The organism is Pseudomonas sp. LTR0 (assembly GCF_036630035.1).
GTDB classification, from domain to species: domain Bacteria; phylum Pseudomonadota; class Gammaproteobacteria; order Pseudomonadales; family Pseudomonadaceae; genus Aquipseudomonas; species Aquipseudomonas putida_Y.
This window is the reverse complement of the sequence record NZ_CP123734.1, coordinates 1,819,767-1,841,462: the sequence shown is the minus strand read 5'-3', so window position 1 is coordinate 1,841,462 and position 21,696 is coordinate 1,819,767. Positions and strand designations below refer to the sequence as shown.

22 protein-coding genes are annotated in these 21,696 nt (G+C 62.5%); 7 read left to right on the top strand and 15 right to left on the bottom strand.

The window, feature by feature from the left end; translation table 11 throughout:
• Window positions 1-4: 4 nt before the first annotated feature.
• From kdpA to QCL51_RS08370, 10 genes are all read right to left on the bottom strand, one after another.
• Window positions 5-1,699, bottom strand: coding sequence for a potassium-transporting ATPase subunit KdpA (gene kdpA, locus QCL51_RS08415; RefSeq protein ID WP_021785489.1), 1,695 nt, complete (start codon window positions 1,697-1,699; stop codon window positions 5-7).
• Window positions 1,700-1,708: 9 nt separating this feature from the next.
• On the bottom strand, window positions 1,709-1,798 hold the full coding sequence (kdpF, locus tag QCL51_RS08410; protein WP_003251485.1) for a K(+)-transporting ATPase subunit F: 90 nt from the start codon (window positions 1,796-1,798) through the stop codon (window positions 1,709-1,711).
• Between the two features lie 239 nt (window positions 1,799-2,037).
• Window positions 2,038-3,090 carry an AI-2E family transporter gene (locus QCL51_RS08405; RefSeq protein WP_021785488.1) on the bottom strand — a complete coding sequence of 351 codons (1,053 nt, stop codon included), beginning with the start codon at window positions 3,088-3,090 and terminating at the stop codon, window positions 2,038-2,040.
• 12 nt (window positions 3,091-3,102) lie between these two features.
• Window positions 3,103-3,897, bottom strand: a complete 795-nt coding sequence (locus QCL51_RS08400) for a DUF4892 domain-containing protein (RefSeq protein ID WP_021785487.1) — start codon at window positions 3,895-3,897, stop codon at window positions 3,103-3,105.
• 109 nt (window positions 3,898-4,006) lie between these two features.
• Window positions 4,007-4,861, bottom strand: a complete 855-nt coding sequence (locus QCL51_RS08395) for an alpha/beta hydrolase (protein WP_101196441.1) — start codon at window positions 4,859-4,861, stop codon at window positions 4,007-4,009.
• Entirely contained in the window at window positions 4,858-5,646 is a 789-nt protein-coding gene (locus QCL51_RS08390) for an alpha/beta hydrolase (protein WP_101196440.1), read from the bottom strand. The genes QCL51_RS08395 and QCL51_RS08390 overlap by 4 nt, the downstream gene beginning before the upstream one ends.
• Before the next feature lie 92 nt (window positions 5,647-5,738).
• Window positions 5,739-6,113, bottom strand: a complete 375-nt coding sequence (locus QCL51_RS08385; protein WP_101196439.1) for a hypothetical protein — start codon at window positions 6,111-6,113, stop codon at window positions 5,739-5,741.
• A gap of 162 nt (window positions 6,114-6,275) precedes the next feature.
• Window positions 6,276-6,734, bottom strand: a complete 459-nt coding sequence (gene sixA / locus QCL51_RS08380) for a phosphohistidine phosphatase SixA (protein ID WP_021785483.1) — start codon at window positions 6,732-6,734, stop codon at window positions 6,276-6,278.
• Entirely contained in the window at window positions 6,731-7,078 is a 348-nt protein-coding gene (locus QCL51_RS08375) for a DUF4389 domain-containing protein (protein WP_021785482.1), read from the bottom strand. The genes sixA and QCL51_RS08375 overlap by 4 nt, the downstream gene beginning before the upstream one ends.
• Before the next feature lie 35 nt (window positions 7,079-7,113).
• A complete protein-coding gene (locus QCL51_RS08370; protein ID WP_021785481.1) occupies window positions 7,114-8,139 on the bottom strand; it encodes an NAD(P)H-dependent glycerol-3-phosphate dehydrogenase in 1,026 nt (341 codons plus the stop codon).
• 275 nt (window positions 8,140-8,414) lie between these two features.
• On the opposite strand from QCL51_RS08370, the gene QCL51_RS08365 reads away from it, so the two are divergent.
• The 5 genes from QCL51_RS08365 (at window position 8,415) to fabB (ending at window position 15,302) form a co-directional block, all read left to right on the top strand.
• Window positions 8,415-10,529, top strand: coding sequence for a TonB-dependent receptor (locus QCL51_RS08365; RefSeq protein WP_031322847.1), 2,115 nt, complete (start codon window positions 8,415-8,417; stop codon window positions 10,527-10,529).
• On the top strand, window positions 10,529-11,419 hold the full coding sequence (locus QCL51_RS08360) for an ABC transporter substrate-binding protein (RefSeq protein ID WP_021785480.1): 891 nt from the start codon (window positions 10,529-10,531) through the stop codon (window positions 11,417-11,419). The genes QCL51_RS08365 and QCL51_RS08360 overlap by 1 nt, the downstream gene beginning before the upstream one ends.
• On the top strand, window positions 11,416-13,347 hold the full coding sequence (locus QCL51_RS08355) for an ATP-binding protein (protein ID WP_021785479.1): 1,932 nt from the start codon (window positions 11,416-11,418) through the stop codon (window positions 13,345-13,347). The genes QCL51_RS08360 and QCL51_RS08355 overlap by 4 nt, the downstream gene beginning before the upstream one ends.
• Window positions 13,348-13,554: 207 nt before the next feature.
• The gene (gene fabA, locus QCL51_RS08350) at window positions 13,555-14,070 is read left to right on the top strand and encodes a 3-hydroxyacyl-[acyl-carrier-protein] dehydratase FabA (protein ID WP_003251509.1); all 516 of its coding nucleotides are present in this window, start codon (window positions 13,555-13,557) and stop codon (window positions 14,068-14,070) included.
• A gap of 11 nt (window positions 14,071-14,081) precedes the next feature.
• A complete protein-coding gene (gene fabB, locus QCL51_RS08345) occupies window positions 14,082-15,302 on the top strand; it encodes a beta-ketoacyl-ACP synthase I (RefSeq protein ID WP_021785478.1) in 1,221 nt (406 codons plus the stop codon).
• An 81-nt stretch (window positions 15,303-15,383) separates the two neighbouring features.
• Here fabB and QCL51_RS08340 read toward each other — a convergent pair whose 3' ends face one another.
• The gene (locus QCL51_RS08340; protein ID WP_338444744.1) at window positions 15,384-16,391 is read right to left on the bottom strand and encodes an amidohydrolase family protein; all 1,008 of its coding nucleotides are present in this window, start codon (window positions 16,389-16,391) and stop codon (window positions 15,384-15,386) included.
• 116 nt (window positions 16,392-16,507) lie between these two features.
• Between QCL51_RS08340 and QCL51_RS08335 the strand changes: the two genes are divergently transcribed.
• A complete protein-coding gene (locus tag QCL51_RS08335) occupies window positions 16,508-17,371 on the top strand; it encodes a pirin family protein (RefSeq protein WP_021785476.1) in 864 nt (287 codons plus the stop codon).
• 29 nt (window positions 17,372-17,400) lie between these two features.
• Here the strand turns inward: QCL51_RS08335 and QCL51_RS08330 are convergent, their stop codons facing one another.
• The 4 genes from QCL51_RS08330 to QCL51_RS08315 all read right to left on the bottom strand — a co-directional run bounded on the left by QCL51_RS08330 (window position 17,401) and on the right by QCL51_RS08315 (window position 21,137).
• The gene (locus tag QCL51_RS08330) at window positions 17,401-18,126 is read right to left on the bottom strand and encodes a dienelactone hydrolase family protein (protein WP_021785475.1); all 726 of its coding nucleotides are present in this window, start codon (window positions 18,124-18,126) and stop codon (window positions 17,401-17,403) included.
• Between the two features lie 78 nt (window positions 18,127-18,204).
• A complete protein-coding gene (gene htpG, locus QCL51_RS08325) occupies window positions 18,205-20,112 on the bottom strand; it encodes a molecular chaperone HtpG (protein ID WP_021785474.1) in 1,908 nt (635 codons plus the stop codon).
• A gap of 69 nt (window positions 20,113-20,181) precedes the next feature.
• Complete coding sequence (locus tag QCL51_RS08320) at window positions 20,182-20,664, bottom strand: PaaI family thioesterase (protein ID WP_003251519.1); 483 nt, start codon at window positions 20,662-20,664, stop codon at window positions 20,182-20,184.
• Window positions 20,661-21,137: a PaaI family thioesterase gene (locus QCL51_RS08315; protein WP_338444743.1), complete on the bottom strand. Its 477-nt coding sequence runs from the start codon at window positions 21,135-21,137 to the stop codon at window positions 20,661-20,663. Before QCL51_RS08315 ends, QCL51_RS08320 begins: the two co-directional genes overlap by 4 nt.
• A 154-nt stretch (window positions 21,138-21,291) precedes the next feature.
• Here QCL51_RS08315 and QCL51_RS08310 point away from each other — a divergent pair, with 154 nt between their 5' ends.
• Complete coding sequence (locus QCL51_RS08310) at window positions 21,292-21,603, top strand: hypothetical protein (protein ID WP_338444742.1); 312 nt, start codon at window positions 21,292-21,294, stop codon at window positions 21,601-21,603.
• Window positions 21,604-21,696: the final 93 nt, after the last annotated feature.

The window sequence follows — 21,696 nt, the reverse complement described above, 5'->3', positions numbered from 1 at the left end:
GTCCTCAAAAACCCAGGCTAAGGTGTTCGGCGATTGGCCCAAGGGCCAGGGACGGCAGGAAGGTCAGGCCACCGACCAGCAGGATGGTCACCAGCAGCAAGCCGGTGAACAGCGGGCCGTGGGTGGGGAAGCTGTTCTGCCCCAGCGGCGCGCTTTTTTTCGCCGCCAGGCTGCCGGCCAACGCCAGTATCGGCAGGATGTAGCCGAAGCGGCCGATGAGCATGGCCAGGCCGATCATCAGGTTGTGATACACGGTGTTGGCACCAAAGCCGGCAAAGGCCGAGCCGTTGTTGGCCGAGCCCGAGGTGTAGGCGTACAGCAACTGGCTGAAACCATGCGCCCCCGGGTTGGTGACCGCCCCGGCCGGGCCGGGCAAGCTGGCGGCGATGGCGCCAAGTACCAGCACACCGACCGGCATCACCAGCAGCGTTGCCACCAGCAGTTGCACCTCACGGGCCTGCAGTTTCTTGCCCAGGTATTCCGGCGTGCGACCAATCATCAGCCCGGCCAGGAACACCGCGATCAGCACGAACAGCAACATGCCGTACAGCCCGGCGCCAACGCCGCCGAAGATCACCTCGCCGACCATCATGTTGACCATCGCCACCATGCCGGTCAGCGGGTTGAGGCTGTCGTGCATGGCGTTGACCGAACCGTTGGAGGCAGCGGTGGTGGTGACCGCCCACAGCACCGAACCAGTGGTGCCGAAGCGGCTTTCCTTGCCCTCCAGGGGGGCGGTCTGCTGCACCTGGGCGCTTTCCAGCGCTGGGTTCGGCTGGTGCTCGGACCACAATGCCGTGCTGCCTCCGATCAGGAACAGGGCAAGCATGCAGGCGAGGATGGCGCGGCTCTGGCGCAGGTCCTTCACGTAGTGACCGAAGGTGAACACCAAAGCCACCGGAATGAGGATGATCGACGCCACCTCGAACAGGTTGCTCCAGGCCGTAGGGTTTTCGAACGGGTGCGACGAGTTGACGCCGAAGAAGCCGCCGCCATTGGTACCCAGCTGCTTGATGGCGATCTGGCTGGCGGCCGGCCCTAACGGAATGGTCTGATCGCCACCTTGCAAGGTCAGCGCGTGGGCGTAGTCGGCAAAGGTCTGCGGTACGCCCTGCCAGACCAGCAGCAGCGCCAGCAGCACGCACAGCGGCAACAGGCCATAGAGGGTGGCACGAGTCATGTCGACCCAGAAGTTGCCCAGCGTCGTCGCACTGCGCCGGGCGATACCGCGGCACAGGGCAACCAGCACGGCCAGGCCGGTGGCAGGGCTGACAAAGTTCTGCACGGTCAGGCCAAGCATCTGGCTCAGGTAGCTGACCGACGCCTCACCGCTATAGGCCTGCCAGTTGGTATTGGTAACGAAACTGACGGCGGTGTTGAACGCCAGTGACCATTCCTGGCCAGGCAGGTGCTGTGGGTTGAGTGGCAGGTAGCCCTGCAACAGCAGCACGCTGAACAGCAGCAGGAAGCCGACCAGGTTGAACGCCAGCAGGGCCAGAGCGTATTGCCGCCAGTCCTGCTCCTGGTTGGCGTTCACACCTGCCAGCCGGTAACAGCCCTGCTCGACCGGGCCCAGCACAGGCGTCAGCCAGGTACGCTGGCCCTCCATGACCTTGAAGAAGAACCGCCCAAGCCAGGGTGCCGGTAGCAGCACAATGGCGAAGAATGCCAGGAGCAAGGCGAAATCGTAACTGTGCATGGCCGCTCCCTAGCTGCGATCGGCGCGCAGCAGCGCCACCAGCAGATAAAACGCCAATGCCACTGCCAGCAGCAGTGACAGCCCGTCGAGCATGTTCATATGTGGTTCTCCCCGTGTTACGGCTTGGGCCGCTTTAGGGAAATTGTCCGAGGGAGGGGCGTAAAGGGGCGAGAGCGGGGTGTGGGGGTGGGTATAAAGAATGCGTAAAATCAGCGTTGTGGTCTGCCTGTAACGGCCTCTTCGCGGGCACGCCCGCTCTCCCACAGGCACTGCACAGCCTTCAAGGCCTGTGTGGTACCTGTGGGAGCGGGCAAGCCCGCGAAAGGGCCGTTACAGGCTTATTGTTGTGGCGGCTGCTGAGCCGCGTTACGGCTCCAGTCCAGCAACAGGCTGTAGCCGACCGCCAGCAAGGTCGGCCCGATGAACAGGCCAATGAAGCCAAAGGCAAGCAAGCCACCGAACACGCCCAGCAGCACGATCACCAGCGGCAGGTTGCCGCCACGGCTGATCAGGTAAGGCTTGAGCACGTTGTCCACGCCACTGATTACGAAGGTGCCCCAGACGCCCAGGAACACTGCCATGCCGTATTCGCCCTTCCACACCAGCCAAGCGGTGGCCGGGATCCAGGCCAGCGGCGGCCCCATGGGGATGAGGCTGAGCATGAAGGTCACCAACCCCAGCACGATCGCCCCGGGCACCCCCGCGATCAGGAAGCCGATCAGCGCCAGGATGGCCTGCGCGGCCGCCGTGCCGATCACCCCGTTGACCACCCGCTGCACGGTAGCGGCTACCAGCTCGAGGTAATACTCGGCGCGCTCGCCCATCAGCCGGTGCAGCAAGCGCAGCACGAATGCCGCCAAGCGTGGCCCGTCGCGGTAGAAGAAGAACACGAACACCAGGCTCAGGGTCAGTTCCAGCACGCCGCTGCCAATCTGTGCGCTGCGAGCCAGCAACCAGTTACCCACCTGCCCAAAGTAAGGCTTGATCGAGGCAAGCAAGGCTGCACCTTGCTGGTCAAGCGATTGCCAACCGTTGACCAGGCGCTCGCCAACGAAGGGTATGCCGCCCAGCCAGGCCGGCGCATCGGGCAGGCCGTCGACCTGCACATCACGCACAAACGCCGTAGCATCGCGAATGTGATCGGCCAGGTTGAACCCCAGCCACACCAGCGGCAGTGCCACAATCAGGATCCAGGCCGTGGTCAGCAGGCCCGCTGCCAGCGTCTCACGCCCCCCCAACAGGCGCGTGAGGAAGCGCATCAACGGCCAGCTGGCAAAGGCCAGGATGGCCCCCCACAGCAATGCCGATATGAACGGTGCCATCACCCACAGGCCAGCACCGAGCAACGCCACCAGCAGAATCTGGACCAGCAGGCGATCATTGTTAATCATGATGGTGCTCGTTCAACGGATCAGTTCAAGGTGCAGGCCGTCTGCAGGCGCACTGCCGACTTCAAGGCGGCGGCTACGCACCCCGGCCTTGACCAGCGCCTCGCGCCAGGCCTCAGCCTGGGCGCCACTGAGGCTGACGCGCAAGCTGCTGTCGAGGTTCAGGCTGCGGGCCAGCAGGTTTACCCAGGTGTCTTGCGGCGCGGCAAGGTCAGGGTAGTCAAGCTTGCCGGTGTCGAGCATTTCGCGCAGCACCGTGGCAGCGGTTGGCAGCAGCTCGCCCAGCGGGCTGTCTGCGATAAACTCTTCCACATGCAGGTAGGCACGGCGGTTGCCACGGGTAACGCTGTACAGCGCGACCAGGGTGTCGGCCTCTTCTGCCGAGCGGCGTAGCAGAATGAACGCCTGCTGCTCATCGCCACCGTTGAGGCGGGCATTGGCGAATACATCATTGGCCCACAGGCTGGCCTCACCGCAATCACGCCCCTGGCACCAGAACAACGGGTAGCCACCGTCGCGTACAAGTGCTTCGCGGGCACTGGTAAAGGCCTCACGGGCAGTACGCTCGACGGGCAATTCGTAGGTCACCGAGCTGACCTGACCGCGGCTCTCGACCTTGTCATCGACCCGCAGGCGGCCACTGATCTTGCGCAACGGGCCCATCGGGTAGACCCGCTCCTGCTCGACGGCCGGGCGTTGATCGACCACCTTGGCGTCCTGCGGTACCGGCAGGCTACCGGCCCAAAGCACGGGGCTGGCGAGCACCAGGCAGGCTGCCAGGGCAGTGCGAATGGAAACAGGCGCGCTCATTGGCGAACCAGGCGGCGTTCAGCGCCGAATTGAAGCTCCAGGATGTCTGGCAGTTGCATGGTTGTCTCCCTGTTCAACCCGCCAAGCCTCGACACTTGTCCGGTGCAAGTCAAGCAAAGCCAAAGAAGCGATTGATACAGTCTGCGACAAGGACTGCGCCCTGCGCATCGTTCAGGTGCAGGTGATGGCCGCCGGGCAGCGTCACCTGTTCAAAGGGTAGCTGCTCCAGCAACCCCGTGTGGCGTGCCAGCATGCCGTCGGCAGCCACCACCAACAGCGCCGGGCAACTCACCCGCCGCACATAGGCCATGGCCTGGGCCTCGCTCAGGCGCACCGGCGAGGGCAGGGTCAAGCGGCTGTCGCTGCGCCAGCTGTAGCCACCGGGCACCGGCATCAGGCCACGCTGGGCCAGCAGCTCGGCCGCCTCACGGCTGACCGCGACCATGCCTTTCATCCGGGCTTGCACACCGGCTTCCAATGTCGCGTACACCGACTTGCGTTTGCCATCCAGCCGCAACTGGGCTTGCAGTGCCATCCCTAAGCGCTCGCCGGCGTCCTGCTCGGCGCCGGTCGGCGGGATGACACCGTCGATCAACGCCAGGTGACTGACCCGATCGGGCAATGCCCCGGCCAGTTGCACCGAAATGATCGCGCCCAACGAATGCCCCAGCAGGGCGAAACGCTGCCAGCCCAGTTGCTCGGCCACTCGCAGCACGTCATGGGCATAGTCGGCCAGGGCATAACTGGCGCCGAGCGGGCGGTGCTCCGAATAGCCATGGCCGGCCAGGTCCAGGGCGACGATGCGCAGCCCTTTCAGTTGCGGAGCCAGGCGGGCAAAGCTGTTGGCGTTGTCCAGCCAGCCATGCAGGGCAATCACCGGCAGCCCGTCTTCGGGGCCGAACAGGTGTGCAGCCAGTTCGATATGGCCCAGGCTCAGGCGAATCTCCTCAACGTGCGCGCTCATGCCTGGCTCCAGCGGTCGAACAGGCCCTTGATCAGGCTGGCAGTGTCGGTCGGGCGCTCCAGCGGGAACATGTGCCCACCCGGTACACTGTGGTATTCACCTTTAGGCATGCCACGCACAGCCAAAGTGTGGTGGCGACGGATGACGTTGCTACGGTTGCCGCGCACCATGGCCAGCGGCACCTGCAACTGGCGCGCGGGGGCGGGGCTGGTATGCGGGATGCTGCGGTAGATGCTGATTTCGGTAGCAGGATCGAAGCGCAACTGTAGCCCCTGCTCCACCGCCTGCAGGCCATGTTCCAAATAAGCGTCGAGGCAATCGGGATCGAAATGGCGGAACAGTGATTTGCCCGCGAAATAATCCCGGGCGCTGTCGCGGTCGTTGAAGGTTTCGCGACGCCCCAGGGTGCGCCCGGCCGGTGTGATGCGGTCGATGAAACCAAAGCGCTTGGCTGTGCGCAGCAGCCACTGATCCGCGCGGGTGAGCACTGGAGAGTCGAGCATTACCAGCCCCCGGTAGTACTCGGGGCAGCGTAATGCCGCATGCAGGTGCAACACCCCACCCAGCGAATGGCCAACGCCCCAGACTGGCTGGTCCTGCTGCGCCAGGTGATGCAACAGTTCATCGACCAGGCTTTGCCAGTTTTCGTCCACGGGAAAGCGCGGGTCATGCCCATGCTGGGCCAGGTGCTGCACCTGATAGTCCGGCGCCAGCGCTGCAAACAGCTTGCCGTAGGTGGCCGATGGAAAACCGTTGGCATGGGCGAAGAAGATCTGCTGCGACATGGCGCCTGGTCCAGAGCGGAGTGATGGCCCATTGTCGGCATCAGCGGGCGGTTCGGCAATGTCCATAAAGGTCATCGGCGAGGGGGATCAGGTCATGCCGAGCGGTCGAAACTGCTCAGCGACCGCCGCAGGCAAGCCTGCATGTAGGCCACTTGGCTCTCCAGCGCCTCGCGGGCCAGGCGCTGGCCCTGGTAGTCCAGTTGCAGGCGGCGCAAGGCCAGACAACTGGTTTGCAGCAGGTGCGAGACCCGCAGGCAGGCGTCCTGCAGTGTACGCAGGTCCTGTTCGCATTGTTGCCTCGCCGTGGGCTCCAGCCTGGGGTTGTCGCTCACCTTGCGCATCAGGTGGTAAAACCTGGCATCGGCCGATTCGCGCAGCAGGCTGTATTGGGCGAAATCCAGCGAAGTACCTTGGTCAACCTGTTCCAGGGTGGGTTGCAGGTCCAGACAGCGCAACAGTTCCAGCATTTCACCCCTCATTTGCCATTCCCTGATATTTGCCGTGAGGCAACGCTAGCAAGCGGTGGTGAAACACGACAACTGACAAAAATGCCAGTTGCCTTATCGATCATTACCCACGCCAGCATTTAGACCCGGGCGAGACAGCGGCCTGCACAAGCCATCGCAAGTTCAAGCGGGTGAGTGGATGGCCCGAAGCGTCATCAGCCCGGCCAGCGGCCAGTCACCTTCCAGCTCCGCCAGGCTGGCAGTGCTCATGGCCGCCGGCTGTTGCTTGTGACCGTGCTCCAGCGCACCTACCAGGGTACCCACCAGCGGCTGATGGCTGACCAGTAGTACATGCTCAAGCCCCAGGCGTTCGATTTCACCGATGACCTGCTGCACATCACCCTCTGGCGTCAGCCAGGGCACGGTGCGCACCGGTTCGACGAAGCCCAGGGTGTCATGTACCAGCGTGGCTGTCTGCTGGGCGCGTACGTAAGGGCTGGCGAAAATCGCCTGCAATGGCTGCCCGATCAGGCGAGCAGCACTGTGCAGCACCTGCTCGCGACCATGGGCCGTCAGCCGGCGCTCGGCGTCTGTATTGGCTCGCGGCTCAGCTTCACCGTGGCGCAGTACCCACAGCTTCACAGCTTGGGTTCCTCGTCACGCACCGGGTGGGGTGCCGGCGCCACGGCGTGCGCGGCTTCGCCTTCCGGCGCACGCGGGGCAGGCCAGTCAGCGAACGGCCATGGCTTCTGGTCGCTGTGGAAACTGCCGAAGCGGCCGATCTGTGCCAGGTACTGGCTCAGGCTGTCGCCGAAGTTCATGAGACTGGCGTTGGGCGCCCCATACACCAGTCGGTAGATCAGCTGTACCAGCACCAGACCACCCAGCAGCACCTCGGCCAGTTGCCATACCACCAGGAACACCAGCATCCACAGCACCCGCAGGATGATCGACTCGCGCTGGGCGCGTTCGGGCGTATCGTTCATGTGTTGCTCCTTGCTCGTGTCAGAGCCGCAAGGGCTCAGTTGAAACCGCTGATGGAAATGAAATCGACATCGGTCTTGGGCTCAGCGCGCATCAGGTGCTCGATCACCTGGTTCAACGTGCGGCCTTCGAACAGGATGGCATGCAGGCCAGCGACCAGCGGCATGTACACCTGCACTTGCTGGGCTTTGGTCTTGAGCACCTTGAGCGTGTTGACACCCTCGGCCACTTCGCCCAGGCGGTTGACCGCCTCTTCCAGGCTTTGGCCCTGACCCAGTGCGTAGCCAACCTGATAGTTGCGGCTCTTGGGCGAGGAGCAGGTGACGATCAGGTCACCGACACCGGCCAGGCCGAGGAAGGTCATGGGGTTGGCGCCCTGGCTGACGGCGAAGCGGGTCATCTCGGCCAAGGCCCGGGTAATCAACATGCTCTTGGTGTTCTCGCCCATCCCCAAGGCCACCGCCATGCCGGCGATGATCGCGTAGACGTTCTTCAGTGCCCCGCCCAGTTCGACGCCGAAACGGTCGGCACTGGCGTAGACGCGGAAGGTGCGCCCATGCAGCACGGCCTGTACCTGCTGGCACAGTTTTTCGTGCTCACTGGCCACCACTGTGGCAGTCAGTGCATGTTCGGCGATTTCGCGCGCCAGGTTAGGCCCCGACAAAACGCCTATGCGCGCCTCGGGGGCGATTTCTTCGAGGATCTGGCTCATCAGCTTGAAGCTTTGCGCTTCGATGCCCTTGGTCAGGCTGACCAGGCCTTTGCCGCGCAGCAGTTCAGCATGGGGTGCCAATACGCTGCGCAAGGCACTCGATGGCAGGGCAACAAAGATCAGCTCACTGGCCTGCAGGGTGGCCAGCAGGTCGTTGACCGGCTCAACCCCATCGTGCAAGCGGATGCCCTTGAGGTAGCGCGGATTCTCGCGATTCACACGCATGGCCTCGGCCTGCGCCGGATCGCGCATCCATTGGCGCACCGGCACACCGTTTTCCGCCAGCAGGTTCGCCACGGCGGTGCCGAAGCTGCCGCCGCCCAGAACCGCAACAGGTTGCTGTTCAGTCATATCCAATCCATTAAAGCCAAAAGTTAGTGGCGACCCCGCCATTATACGGCTCGCCTGCCATGCGCCAAGGCTAGCAACGCAGATGACACTGTCATGGCCACATTGCAACAAATGCAGAAGCGAGCTTGCTCGCGATGCGCCGCGCGGGGCGGCGTTCGATTTCCGCCCCCGTGAAAGCGTCAAGACAGGCACGCTGCAAAACCGCTGCAGATCACTGGAAAATACGCCAAGGTCAGTTACCATGCCTGTTTCAATCCTGAAGCAAAGGCAGCCCCGTGTTCCCTGGCACGCCCCCTTACCCGCGCCTGCTGTTATTGACCGCCCTGCTCGGCGGTCAGGCCATGGCCGACGACCTGTTCATCGACAATACCGATCTGCCACAGGTTCTGACCGCCACACGCCTGAAACAATCCCCCGCCGCTGTACCGGGCAGCATGACCGTACTCGACAGCGAACTGATTCGCGCCAGCGGTGCCCGTGACATCCCCGAACTGCTGCGCCTGGTACCGGGCATGATGATCGGCTACGGTGCCGGTAATCAACCCACGGTCAACTACCACGGCAGCAACGTCAACGACGCACGGCGCATGCAGGTACTGATCGATGGCCGCTCGGTGTATCGCGCAGGCCTGGCCACGGTGGACTGGAGCGACATCCCTTTGGCCATGGAGGATATCGAGCGCATCGAGGTATTCCGCGGGCCGAACACAGTCAGCTATGGCGCCAACGCATTGATGGCGGTGGTCAACATCCTCACCCGCCGCCCCGCTGACAGCCATGGTACGCGGCTGAAAGTGACGCGCGGCCAGGACGGCATCAACGACTTCTATGCCAGCCACGGCTTCGGCTGGGACGGCGGCGACATGCGCCTGTCGCTGTCAGGCCAACAGGACGACGGCTTCGATGAGAACCAGTTCGGCCAGGACTACCGCGACAGCCGCCGCCTTACCCGCCTCAACCTCAGCGCCAACCACAACCTGGCAGTCGACCAGACCCTGGAGTGGCAACTGGCGGCCAAGGAAGGCAGCAATCAGCGGCCCTACACCTACCAGCCAGTGTTCCAGAAGTACGAGTCCGGGAACAATGCCGACGTCAACGCCAAGGACTATGCGGGCTCGTTGCGCTGGACCAAAGACTTCAGCGCCGAACACAGCCTTTATATCCAGGGCTCAGCCCAGCATTTCGATCGCCAGCAAGTGTGGCGCGCCTGTGATGCCTTGCAGTCGTTCAGCCCCGAACTGACCCAGCTGTGGCAGTTGAACCCCGACTTTGCCGAAAAAGTGGCGCGCGGGGTTGCCTTGGGCAACCTGCCCACGACCAGCGACCCGGTGCTGAGTGCGCTCTCCGACAAAGTGCAGGCGCAATGGAAGGCCGGTGGCAGCCAGCCGGTCTGCGGCGATGTGGACCAGAGCACCCGTGAAACCCGCTATGACCTGGAAATCCAGGACACCCTGAGCCTGACCGACAGCCTGCGTCTGCTCAGTGGCATGAACTACCGCTATGACCGCGCCGACTCGCAGACCTACTTCAACGGCAGCATCGACGACCAGACCTGGCGTCTGTTCGGCCAGCTGGAATGGCGGGCTGACGAGCACTGGATACTGCAAGGTGGGGCCATGTTCGAAGACTCGCGCCTGTCTGGCAGTTCGCTGACCCCGCGCGTCGCGGTCAACTACCTGATCACCCCGCGCCACGGCCTGCGTGCGGTGTACTCCGAAGCGGTGCGCTCGCCCGACATGTTCGAGAACAACGTCAACTGGAGTTACACGGTCAAGAACCTGACCCCTAATGCATTCGGGCTGCAAAACGGTGAGTACTTCGTCAAGACCCGTGGCCCTGGCGACCTTGAACAGGAGCGCATGCGCTCGCGCGAGCTAGGCTACAACGGCTACTTCAGCGACATCGACCTGAGCCTGGATGTGAAGCTGTTCTACGACGAGATCACCGGCATGATCAGCGAGCCTCTGAGGAACAACCAGTACATCGCCAGCAACGCCAACAAGGCCCGTTTCAGCGGCAGCGAGGCGCAGATGGACTGGCGTCCCACCCTGCGCGACCGCCTGCGCCTGACCTATGCCTACGTCGATGCCTGGGCCAGCAACCCCGACGACCGCCGCCTCAGCGCCCGCAACAGCGGCTCGGCCGGGTGGATGCGCGAATGGGGTGCCGGTTGGTCGAGCGCGCTGTTCTACTACGGCGACGATGCCCTTAACCAGTACCGCTACGAGCGTCTGGACCTGCGCCTGGCAAAACGCTTTCGGGTGTATGGCAGTAACCTGGAACTGGCGGCGCTGTGGCAGCAGCGCCTGGACGATGAACCGACCACTGCCGTGCAGAACCGCTACGACAGCCGTCACCGCCTGAGCGTGAGCGCGGAGCTGGAGTTCTGATGGCCCTGCTGCTGCGCTTGTTGCTGCTGTGCCTGTGGCCGTTGGGGCCTTTGTCCGCCAGCGAAATCCTGCTGGTGGGGGCTGAGGACCAGCCCGGTATCCGCAGCTTCATCGCCGCACTGGAAAGCCGCCGACCGCAAGATCACGTGCAGTTTCAGATCACCGCCAACCTGCCACGCCCAGGCAAGCTCAAAGCCGACCAACGCCTGATCCTGCTCGACAGCGCAGCACTGGAATGGCGCCTGGGGGAAACCGCCGGCCCGCCGGCACTGGTCATGCGGGTCAGCCGGGTACAGGCTGAACAGCGCCTGGGAAAGTCGCGCCCCGCGTTCCTCACACTTTTGTGGAGCGACGCACCGTTGGGACGGCAACTGCGCCTGATACGCTACTTGTTGCCGCAGGCCAGGCGCATTGGCGTGCTGTACGGCGAGCACAGCAGTTTCCTGCTGGACGAACTGCGCCATGCTGCACGGCCGCTAGGCCTGGAGATCGTTGCCCAGGACTGGTCCGATCCGCGTGATAACCGCCCCCTGCAGCATCTGCTGGGCAACAGCGATGTCCTACTGGGCCTGGACGACCCTGACTTGTACAACTCCAAGACTGCAAAGAATCTGCTGTTGAGCAGTTATGGCCGGCAGATGGCGCTGATCGGCCCGAACGCCAGCTTCGTTCGCGCCGGCGCCCTGGCCAGTACCTACAGCGACCAGGACGACTGGTTGTGGGTGCTTGACCAGTTGCTCGATCAGCCGCCGACGCGCTGGCCGCGCAGCCTGTACCCCATGCGCTACGGCGTCAGTGGCAACCAGCAGGTGGCCCGTGCCCTGGGTCTGGAACCGATCGATCAGAACGCCGCCGCCAAGGCCCTGGCCGAGGGAGAACCTACCCCATGAGCAAACGCTTGAGCTGGGACATTCATACCCGCACGCAGATCATCAGCCTCGGCCCCGCCCTGTTACTGACCTTGCTCTTGATCAGCTTCTTTACCTTCGTACGCATCCAGGACCTGCGCCAGGAACTCAACCACACCGGGCAACTGATCGCCAACCAGTTGGCACCGGCGTCGGAGTACGGGGTGATTTCGGGCAACAACGAAGTGCTTGAAGGGCTGATGCGCGCCACCCTCAGCATCCCGCACGTGCGCTTTCTGGAAGTGCAGGACAGCCGCAACCACATCCTGGTGTACGTCGAGCAGTCCGACGAAAGCGCCAACCGCGCGCAACAGGTCGAGGTGTTCCAGGCGCCCATTCGCCTGCAACAAATCCGCCTGGACAACGACTTCCTGCAACAGGGCAAAACCACCCTCCCGGCCATCGGTGACGACTACCTGGGCCGGGTGATTGTCGGCATGTCCGATGACGCCTTCAGTCAGCGCCAGCAGGAAATCGTGATCAAGGCCGGGATCCTGGCGCTGTTCGCCCTGCTGTTCACCTTTTTGCTGGCACGCCGCCTGGCCCTGAGCCTGGCCAAGCCGATCAGCGACATGGGCCACGCGGTCAAGGCTATTCAGCAAGGCGAGTACAACACCCCCCTGCCGGTAGTCGACGACAGCGAGTTGGGCCACTTGGCCCGCCACATCAACAACCTGGCCAGCGCCCTGGAGCAGGCCAGTGATGAACAGAAGCAGGCCATTGCCGAACTGATCCAGGCGCGCGAGGAGGCCGAACAAGCCAACCGCGCCAAATCAGATTTCCTGGCGATGATGAGCCATGAGTTGCGCACGCCGATGAATGGCGTGCTGGGCATGCTGCAACTGCTGGAAACTACACCGCTGAGCAGTGAACAGGCCGATTACACGGCAGTGGCCAGTGAGTCCACCGGGCATTTGCTTAAGGTGATCAACGACATCCTCGATTTTTCGCGCATCGAACGCGCCGCATTGCAACTGGAACACATCGACTTCAACCTCGGCGAGCTGATCACCAGCAGTGTCCAGTCGTTCCAGCACAGCGCCCAGCAACGCGGCCTGGGCCTGCACCTACAACTGCCGGCCGGTATCGAGCAGTTGCAGGTGAACGGCGACCCCACGCGCATCCGCCAGATCCTGCTTAACCTGGTGGGCAACGCCCTGAAGTTCACCGAACGTGGCCAAGTGCAAGTCGAGGCACGCTGGCAGGTGCTCGACCGGCAGCTGATCTGGCTGACCTGCAGCGTGCGCGACACCGGCATCGGCATCGACAGCGATCGCCTGGAAATGATGTTCGTCGCCTTCCAGCAGGCCGACAGCTCGATTTCCCGTCGTTACGGCGGCACCGGGCTGGGGTTGTCGATCGCTCGTACCTTGGCCGAGCGCATGGGCGGCAAGCTACGCGGTGAAAGCCGTGAGGGCCTGGGTTCGACCTTCACCCTGGAGATGCCGCTGGCCCTCGCCATCCCTGCCCCCATTCCGCGGACGCCGCCAACAACTGCACAAACGACGGTACCGGACAATGATAAGGTACTGCTGGTGGAGGACAATCCGGTCAACCGGAGTGTCGTAGAAGCCATGCTGCGCAGTCTGGGGGTGCCAGTGTGCACGGCCGAGGATGGCCTCGAAGCCGTCGAACTGGTCGGCCGCCAGCGCTTTGCTGCCGTACTGATGGATTGCCGCCTGCCGCACCTGGACGGCTATGAAGCCACCCGACGCATCCGCCAGTTGCCCAACGGCAAGGGGCTACCGATCATCGCCCTGACCGCCAACGCCCTGCAGGGCGACCGTGAACGTTGCATGGCCGCCGGTATGGACGATTATCTCAGCAAACCCTTGCGCCGCACCGAATTGCAGCGGGTGCTGCAGCACTGGTTACCCGGTCAGACAACCGCGACTGGCGATAAATGCTAAATTGCGGCAGTCTTAAACACTGGACAGGACCTTCATCGGACCTGAAAATAGACGTTTCAGTGCACACCTGTACTTCTTTCACCAGGTGCGCTGTGACTTTCACCACAACGCAATAGTCTACCTGTAGGCTGCCGCCTCGAAGCGCTTGGTTTTCGAGCCGGCCGGGAAGATTCATCCCCTGCCGCAGGGGGTTATTGAGGAGCTCGCATGACCAAACAACACGCCTTTACTCGGGAAGACCTGCTGCGCTGCAGTCGCGGTGAGCTGTTCGGCCCAGGTAATGCGCAACTGCCCGCGCCGAACATGCTGATGGTCGATCGCATCACCCATATCAGCGAAGAAGGCGGCAAGTACGGCAAAGGTGAGTTGGTCGCCGAGCTGGATATCAACCCGGACCTGTGGTTCTTCGCCTGCCATTTCGAAGGCGATCCGGTAATGCCGGGCTGCCTGGGCCTCGACGCCATGTGGCAGCTGGTTGGCTTCTTCCTCGGCTGGCAGGGCCTGCCGGGCCGTGGCCGCGCCCTGGGTTCGGGCGAGGTGAAATTCTTTGGCCAGGTACTGCCTGAAGCCAAGAAAGTCACGTACAACATTCACATCAAGCGCGTCCTGAAAGGCAAGCTGAACATGGCCATCGCCGATGGCTCGGTCAGCGTCGACGGCCGCGAGATCTACACTGCCGAAGGCCTGCGGGTCGGCGTGTTCACCTCCACTGACAATTTCTAAGGGTTATTCGCATGCGCCGCGTCGTTATCACTGGTCTGGGCATCGTATCGTGCCTGGGCAATGACAAAGCTACCGTCACCGAAAACCTGCGCAACAGCCGTCCGGGTATCCGTTTCAACCCGGAATACAAGGAAATGGGGCTGCGTAGCCAGGTTTCCGGGTCCATCGACCTCAACCTCGAAGAACTGATCGACCGCAAGGTTTACCGCTTCGTCGGCCACGCGGCTGCCTACGCCTACCTGGCCATGCAGGACGCGATCAAGGACTCCGGCCTGACCGAAGAGCAGGTTTCCAACCCGCGTACCGGCCTGGTGGCCGGCTCCGGCGGCGCCTCGACCCTGAACCAGATGGAAGCGCTGGACACCCTGCGTGAGAAGGGCGTCAAGCGCGTCGGCCCATACCGGGTAACCCGTACCATGGGCAGCACCGTGTCGGCATGCCTGGCCACCCCGTTCAAGATCAAGGGCATCAACTACTCGATCTCGTCGGCCTGCGCCACCTCGGCTCACTGCATCGGTACCGCACTGGAGCAGATCCAGTGGGGCAAGCAGGACATCGTCTTCGCCGGCGGTGGTGAAGAAGAGCACTGGAGCCAGTCGTTCCTGTTCGATGCCATGGGCGCCCTGTCGACCAAGCGCAACGAAACCCCGGAACTGGCCTCGCGCGCCTACGACGCTGACCGCGATGGCTTCGTCATCGCTGGCGGTGGCGGCATGGTCGTGGTCGAGGAACTGGAACACGCCCTGGCCCGCGGCGCCAAGATCTACGCCGAAATCGTTGGCTACGGTGCAACTTCCGACGGCTATGACATGGTTGCTCCTAGCGGCGAAGGCGCCATCCGCTGCATGCAGCAGGCGCTGTCCACCGTCGACACCCCGATCGACTACCTGAACACCCACGGTACCTCGACCCCGGTCGGTGACGTGGCCGAGATCAAGGGCGTGCGTGCCGTGTTCGGCGACAAGGCTCCGAAGATCAGCTCTACCAAGAGCCTGTCGGGTCACTCGCTGGGCGCTGCCGGCGTGCACGAGGCGATCTACTGCCTGCTGATGATGGAAAACAACTTCATCGCCGGCTCTGCCAACATCGACGAGCTGGATCCGGAAGTCGCCGACTTGCCAATCCTGCGTAAAACCGAAGAAAACGCCAAGATCGACACGGTCATGAGCAACAGCTTCGGCTTTGGCGGCACCAACGCCACCCTGGTGCTCAAGCGCTGGGAAGGCAAGTAAGACGCTGCTGCTGTAAATGAAAACGCCCCGACTGGTTCGGGGCGTTTTTGTTTGTGTTGCCCGCGAAGAGGCCGTCACAGGCTAATGGCGCGCCTTGGGCAGCACCGCCAGAAAGTTCTCACGGGCCACCTTGTGCGCTACCGCCTCCGGCAAGGCATCCAGAAACGGTTTGAACCCGTGCATCTGCTGCCCCAGGCTGCCAAACCGCCCTACCACATCCGAACCCAGCATGAACCGCTCCGGGAAGCGCTCGACCAATGCCAGCCATTCCTCGCGCGGCTTGCCCTTCTCGTTCAGCAGATAAGGCTGCAGCACACTCCACGACAAATCGACATACAGGTTCGGATAGTCCTCCAGCAATCGCGTCAGCACTGGCAGCAGAAAGTCCATCTGCGTCTGGTGGCGGTGTATCTCCATGCTGCTGCCCGCGTGCGCCCAGATGAATCGTGTATGCGGGTGATTGCGCAGCGGCTCTTCGATCTCCGCCAGGTACAGCGGGTTGCGCTCGCGCTTGGAAGTAAGGTTGGAATGCAGGAGCACGGGCAGGTCGCGCTCGGCCGCCAGGTGGTAGATACGCGTCATGGCTTCATTGTTGGCACGTGGCGTGTCGCCACTGGTCAGCGCTGTCAGGTCATCATGGCGGGTGAACACCTCGCCGATGCCCTGCCACAGCCCTGGGTACATATCGAGCATGCGCTCGATATGACTGACAGCGTTCTTGTCCACCGGGTTGAAACCGCTCAAAAACGGGTGAAAACGTTTGCGCTGCTCGATCGGCAGCTGCTGCAGAGCCGCAGCCACGTAGGTGTCGGTGGCGCTGTACCAGTAGGCATCAGCGTCATCACCGGCGTAGTAGCGCGGGCGTTTGGGTTCGTCTTCGTGCCATTTCTTGGCCACTGGTATTCCGGAAATCATCGACTGCTCGATACCCGCAGCATCCATGGCCTCAAGCAGGGCCGGCATGCCTTCGCTTTCCTGGAAAAAGTCCACGTAATGCAAATGGGCATCGCTGTAGCGGTAGTCGCGTGCCTGGGCCGCCTGGCTTAGACAGGCAGACAACATTACGCAGGCCAGCGCTCTGGCAATCATGGGCAGGTTCCTTCTCCGAGTATGAAAACAATAGACCGGCCGGCCAACGCGACGGTTCAGCCACGGCAGGCAAACCGTTATGCTTGAAGCACTGTCACCTCGCCTGGAGCCGTCCCATGAGCAGCCCCCTGGTCATTCACCCCCGTGCCGAATCGGTCGAGGGCCAACCGATCCTGCGCCCGCTGCCATCGGCCCAGTGCCGCAGCGTTGGCCCGTTCGTGTTTTTCGACCACATGCTCGAAACCGACTACGCCCCGGGGCATGGCATGGACATCCGCCAGCACCCGCATATCGGCCTGTCCACCCTGACCTACCTGTTCGAAGGGGCAATCCAGCACAAGGACAGCCTGGGTTCGGACCAACACGTGCTGCCCGGCGATGTCAGCTGGATGACGGCTGGCAGCGGCGTGGCCCACGTCGAGCGCACGCCAGCGGACGCCCTGGCCCATGGCTCACGTCTGCACGGCCTGCAGGTATGGCTGGCGTCGCCGCGTGAGCATGAACAAGGGCCGGCGAGCTACAGCCATCACCCTGCGGCGAGCCTGCCGGTCAGCGACAGCCTGGGGGTGCGTATCTGCATGATTGCCGGCAGCGGGTTTTGCCTGACGTCCCCGGTACCGGTGCTGTCCCCCACCCTGTATGCCCATGTCCGGATGCAGCCGGCGACTACCCTGCTGGTGCCAGAAGAGCCTGCGCAGCGTGCGCTGTACCTGCTCGACGGTGAGCTGATGATGAATGACGAGGACGTGGCGCCGTGCAGCCTGGTGGTGCTTGCGGAGGGCGAAGCGGTGACGTTGTATGCTGAAGGTGAGTGTCAGCTGGTGCTGATAGGTGGCGCACCGCTGGATGGGCCGCGGCGGATGAACTGGAATTTCGTGGCCAGCGACCCGGAACTGATCGAGCAGGCAAGGGCCAGGTGGGCTGCCGGGGATTGGCCTGCGGTGCCAGGGGAAACTTCGAGGATCGAGTTGCCTCGGTGATTGGGGCCGCTTTGCGGCCCCGTGCACTGTCAGCGCTGGAACACTTCAGTCAGCAGGTTATGCATTGAGCGGAACGCCCGCTCCGAGGTCCGCCGGTCATACTGCATCTTGCCCGGTACATTGGCACTCGGGTCGGTGAACGAGTGCACCGCGCCGCCGTAACTGAGCAACTGCCAGTCCACCTTGGCTGCGTTCATCTCGTCTTCGAATGCGGGCAGTTGCTCTTTAGGCACCAATGGGTCGGAGGCACCGTGCAACACCAGCACCGAGCCCTTGATGTGCTTGGCATCTTCAGGGTTCGGCGTGTCCAAGGTCCCGTGGAACGACACTGCCGCGCGCAGATCGACGCCGCTACGGGCCAGTTCCAGGGCGCAGCAGCCACCGAAGCAGAAGCCGAAGGTGGCCACCTTGCCAGGCTCCAGCAGCGCCTTCGACTGCCCCAGCAATTGCGCCAAGGCTTCCTGCATGCGCTTGCGCAGTTCGCCACGGTCATTCTTCAGCGGCATCATCGCCACGCCTGCCTCATCGGCATTGGACGGGCGCACCGATTGCCCGTAGAGGTCGGCAATCAGCACCACGTAGCCCTTCTCGGCCACTTCCTTGGCGATCCGCTCGGCACCTTCGCCAATGCCCATCCAGTTCGGCGCCATCACCAGGCCCGGACGGCCCAGCACCCCTGGCTCATAGACCAAACGGCTTTCGTAGGCCTTGCCAGACAGGTGATAAACCAGCGATTCGACGATAACTTTGCTCATCTAGCACTCCTTTGGCACTTCTCACAAAAAGGCTGCCATGAAAAAAGCCCGCCGAAGCGGGCTTTCCTATGCATCAACTCAAGCAGACAGCTCGACCAGTAGCTTGTTCAGGCGACGAACGTACGCCGCCGGGTCCTTCAGGCTGTCACCGGCCGCCAGTGCCGCCTGATCGAACAGGATGTGCGAAAGCTCGGCGAAACGGTCTTCGCTCTGCTCGTGGTCCAGCTTCTCGATCAGCGGGTGAGTCGGGTTGAACTCGAAGATCGGCTTGGACTCCGGCACTTTCTGCCCGCTGGCTTCCAGAATCTGGCGCATCTGCAGACCCAGGTCCTGCTCACCGATGGCCAGAATTGCCGGCGAGTCGGTCAGGCGGTGCGATACGCGCACTTCGGCCACGCTGTCACCCAGCGCTCCTTTCAGTCGCTCGACCAAACCTTCCTTGTCCTTGGCGACTTCTTCCTGGGCTTTCTTGTCTTCTTCCGAGTCCAGCTTGCCCAGGTCCAGGTCGCCACGGGCGATATCGACAAAGGCTTTGCCGTCGAACTCATTGAGGTAGCTCATCAGCCACTCGTCAATGCGGTCAGTCAGCAGCAGCACTTCGATGCCTTTCTTGCGGAAGACTTCCAGGTGCGGGCTGTTCTTGACCTGCGCGTACGACTCGCCGGTGAGGTAATAGATCTTGTCCTGACCTTCCTTGGCGCGGGCCAGGTAGTCGGCCAGGGCGACGCTCTGCTCGCCGCTGTCGTCCTGGGTGGACGCAAAGCGCAGCAGGCCGGCGATTTTCTCCTTGTTGGCGAAGTCTTCGGCCGGGCCCTCTTTCAGCACCTGACCGAAGTTTTTCCAGAAGCCCTTGTACTGCTCGGGTTCGTTCTTCGCCAGCTTCTCCAGCATGTCCAGCACGCGCTTGGTCAGCGCGGTCTTCATCGAATCGATGATCGGGTCTTTCTGCAGGATTTCACGCGACACGTTCAGCGACAGGTCGTTGGAATCGACCACACCCTTGATGAAGCGCAGGTACAACGGCAGGAACGACTCGGCCTGGTCCATGATGAACACACGCTGCACGTACAGCTTCAGGCCGCGCGGTGCTTCGCGCTGGTACAGGTCGAACGGCGCACGGGCCGGCACGTACAGCAGCGAGTTGTATTCGAGCTTGCCTTCGACCTTGTTGTGGCTCCAGGCCAGCGGGTTTTCGAAGTCATGGCCAATGTGCTTGTAGAACTCCTGGTACTCCTCGTCCTTCACCTCGGTGCGCGAACGGGTCCACAGGGCGCTGGCGCGGTTGACGGTTTCCCACTCTTCGGCCGGCTGTTCTTCACCTTCGGCGGCGGCGGCCTGCTCTTTCGGCAGTTGAATCGGCAGGGCGATGTGGTCGGAGTACTTCTTGACCACGTTGCGCAGGCGCCAGCCATCGGCGAACTCCTGCTCGTCCTTCTTCAGGTGCAGGACGATACGGGTACCGCGCTGTGGTTTGTCGATGGTGGCGACTTCGAATTCGCCCTCGCCTTTCGACGACCAGTGCACACCTTCGGCCGCTGGCTGACCAGCACGGCGGCTGTACACGTCAACCTTGTCGGCAACGATGAACGCAGAGTAGAAGCCCACGCCGAACTGACCGATCAGGTGCGAGTCTTTCTTCTGGTCACCGGTGAGGTTCTTCATGAAGTCGGCAGTGCCGGACTTGGCGATGGTGCCCAGGTGGGCAATGACGTCTTCGCGGCTCATGCCGATGCCGTTGTCCTCGAGGGTCACGGTGCCGGCGTCCTTGTCGAAGCTCAGGCGAATCTTCAGGTCAGTATCGCCCTCGAACAGCTCTGGCTTGGCCAGGGCTTCGAAACGCAGCTTGTCGGCGGCGTCGGAAGCGTTGGAAATCAGCTCCCGCAGGAAGATTTCCTTGTTCGAGTACAGCGAGTGAATCATGAGGTGCAGCAGTTGCTTCACCTCGGTCTGGAAGCCCAACGTTTCCTTTTGTGTTTCCACAGTCATGGTCTTCGAAACTCCGATCTGATGGCGGTGGCGCCTGGCGGCCGGTTCGGCCAGCGTTAACGGCGGATGTCATGCAGATGGGGGCTGCCCGGATGATTTCAAGGGCTTTTCCGGTTCGATCTTGAAATGCGCACGGGCCGTGGCAATCGGCGACTGTCTGTCGCCCTGCCAGGCGGTGATGGCCACGTTGGTCACCCGCCGGCCCTGGCGCCACAACTGGCACTGGGCGTAGGTATCGCGAAAATGCCCGGCGCGCAGGTAGTCGATGGAAAAGTCGATGATCTTCGGAATGCTTGCGCTCTCGCTGTAGATCAGCAGGTACAACGCTGCCGACAGTTCCATGAAGCCGGCGATCACGCCGCCATGGATGGCCGGTAGCAGCGGGTTGCCGATATTGTCCGGGCTGGCCGGCAAGCGGAACAACACGTCATCGCCCTGACGCTCGCATTCGATGCCGATCAGCCCGGCATAGGGAATCAGCGCCAGCAATGGTCGATAGTCGCCTACCGCATGGGCGGCGTTGAGCTGCTGACGCACCGCGTGCGGAATCATGCGTCGCCCTCCTTCAGGCTGTCGCCGAAACGGATGCCGCCCTTGATGTCCTGGCCCAGGCGCATGAACGTGCCGACCACTTGGCAAATGGGCTGGTCGGGGTCGTCCTGGTAGGCGGTGCCACGGGTGAAGATCACGTCGCGGGTTACACGGTAGCACTGGGCGTGGCCGTAAATGTCCTTGCCGGCCTCAGCCGGGTGCATGTAGTCGATGCGCAGGTCCAACGTCGGGCACACTTCGAAGCGCGACAGCACACACAACGTGGCCATCCCACAGGTGGTGTCCATCAGCGTGGTCAGTGCACCGCCGTGCACGGCACCGGTTTGCGGGTTGCCGACAATGGCCGGCGACCATGGCAGGACCAGGGTCATGCCGTCGCCATCGGCCTGCGCCACGCGCATCTGCAACAACTGACAATGTTTTAACGCCGAGAGAAAGCGCTCGGCCATTGCCATCAAGGTTGAATCGCTCATTGGCTGTTTCCACCGGCCGCAGGGCAGCGGCATGAATTCGTTTAAAAGTCTATATAGAACCGGACGTTATATATCTGTATTCTTTGTTGAACTTATTCCGCGTAGTGGCACTCGAAGGAACAAGTCACTTATTCCACCAAGGAGAAACATCCCCATGCGTAAACCTTTTGCTTTTGCTCTGATGCTGGCCGCTGCCATGGGCCTGGCTGCTTGCGATAAAGCGAGCGAAGACAAAGCCCAAGACGCACAGCAACACGCCGAGCAAGCCCAGGAAAAAATGGGTGAAGCTCAGGATAAGATGAACGAAGCAGCCAAGGAAAACGCTGAAGCTGCCAAAGATCAGGCCGAAGCCGAGCAAAAGGCTGCCGAAGAAGCCGCTCCGGCTACTCCGGCACCAGAAGCAGCTCCGACTACTCCGGCGCCAGATGCTGCTCCAGCTACTCCGGCAGAACCTGCCAAGCAGTAACTCGAGCGAACAGAAAAACCCGACAACTGTCGGGTTTTTTTGTGTTCGCAAGTTGCAGCTTAACCGTTTAAGCCGATAGTTCACTCGCCTTCG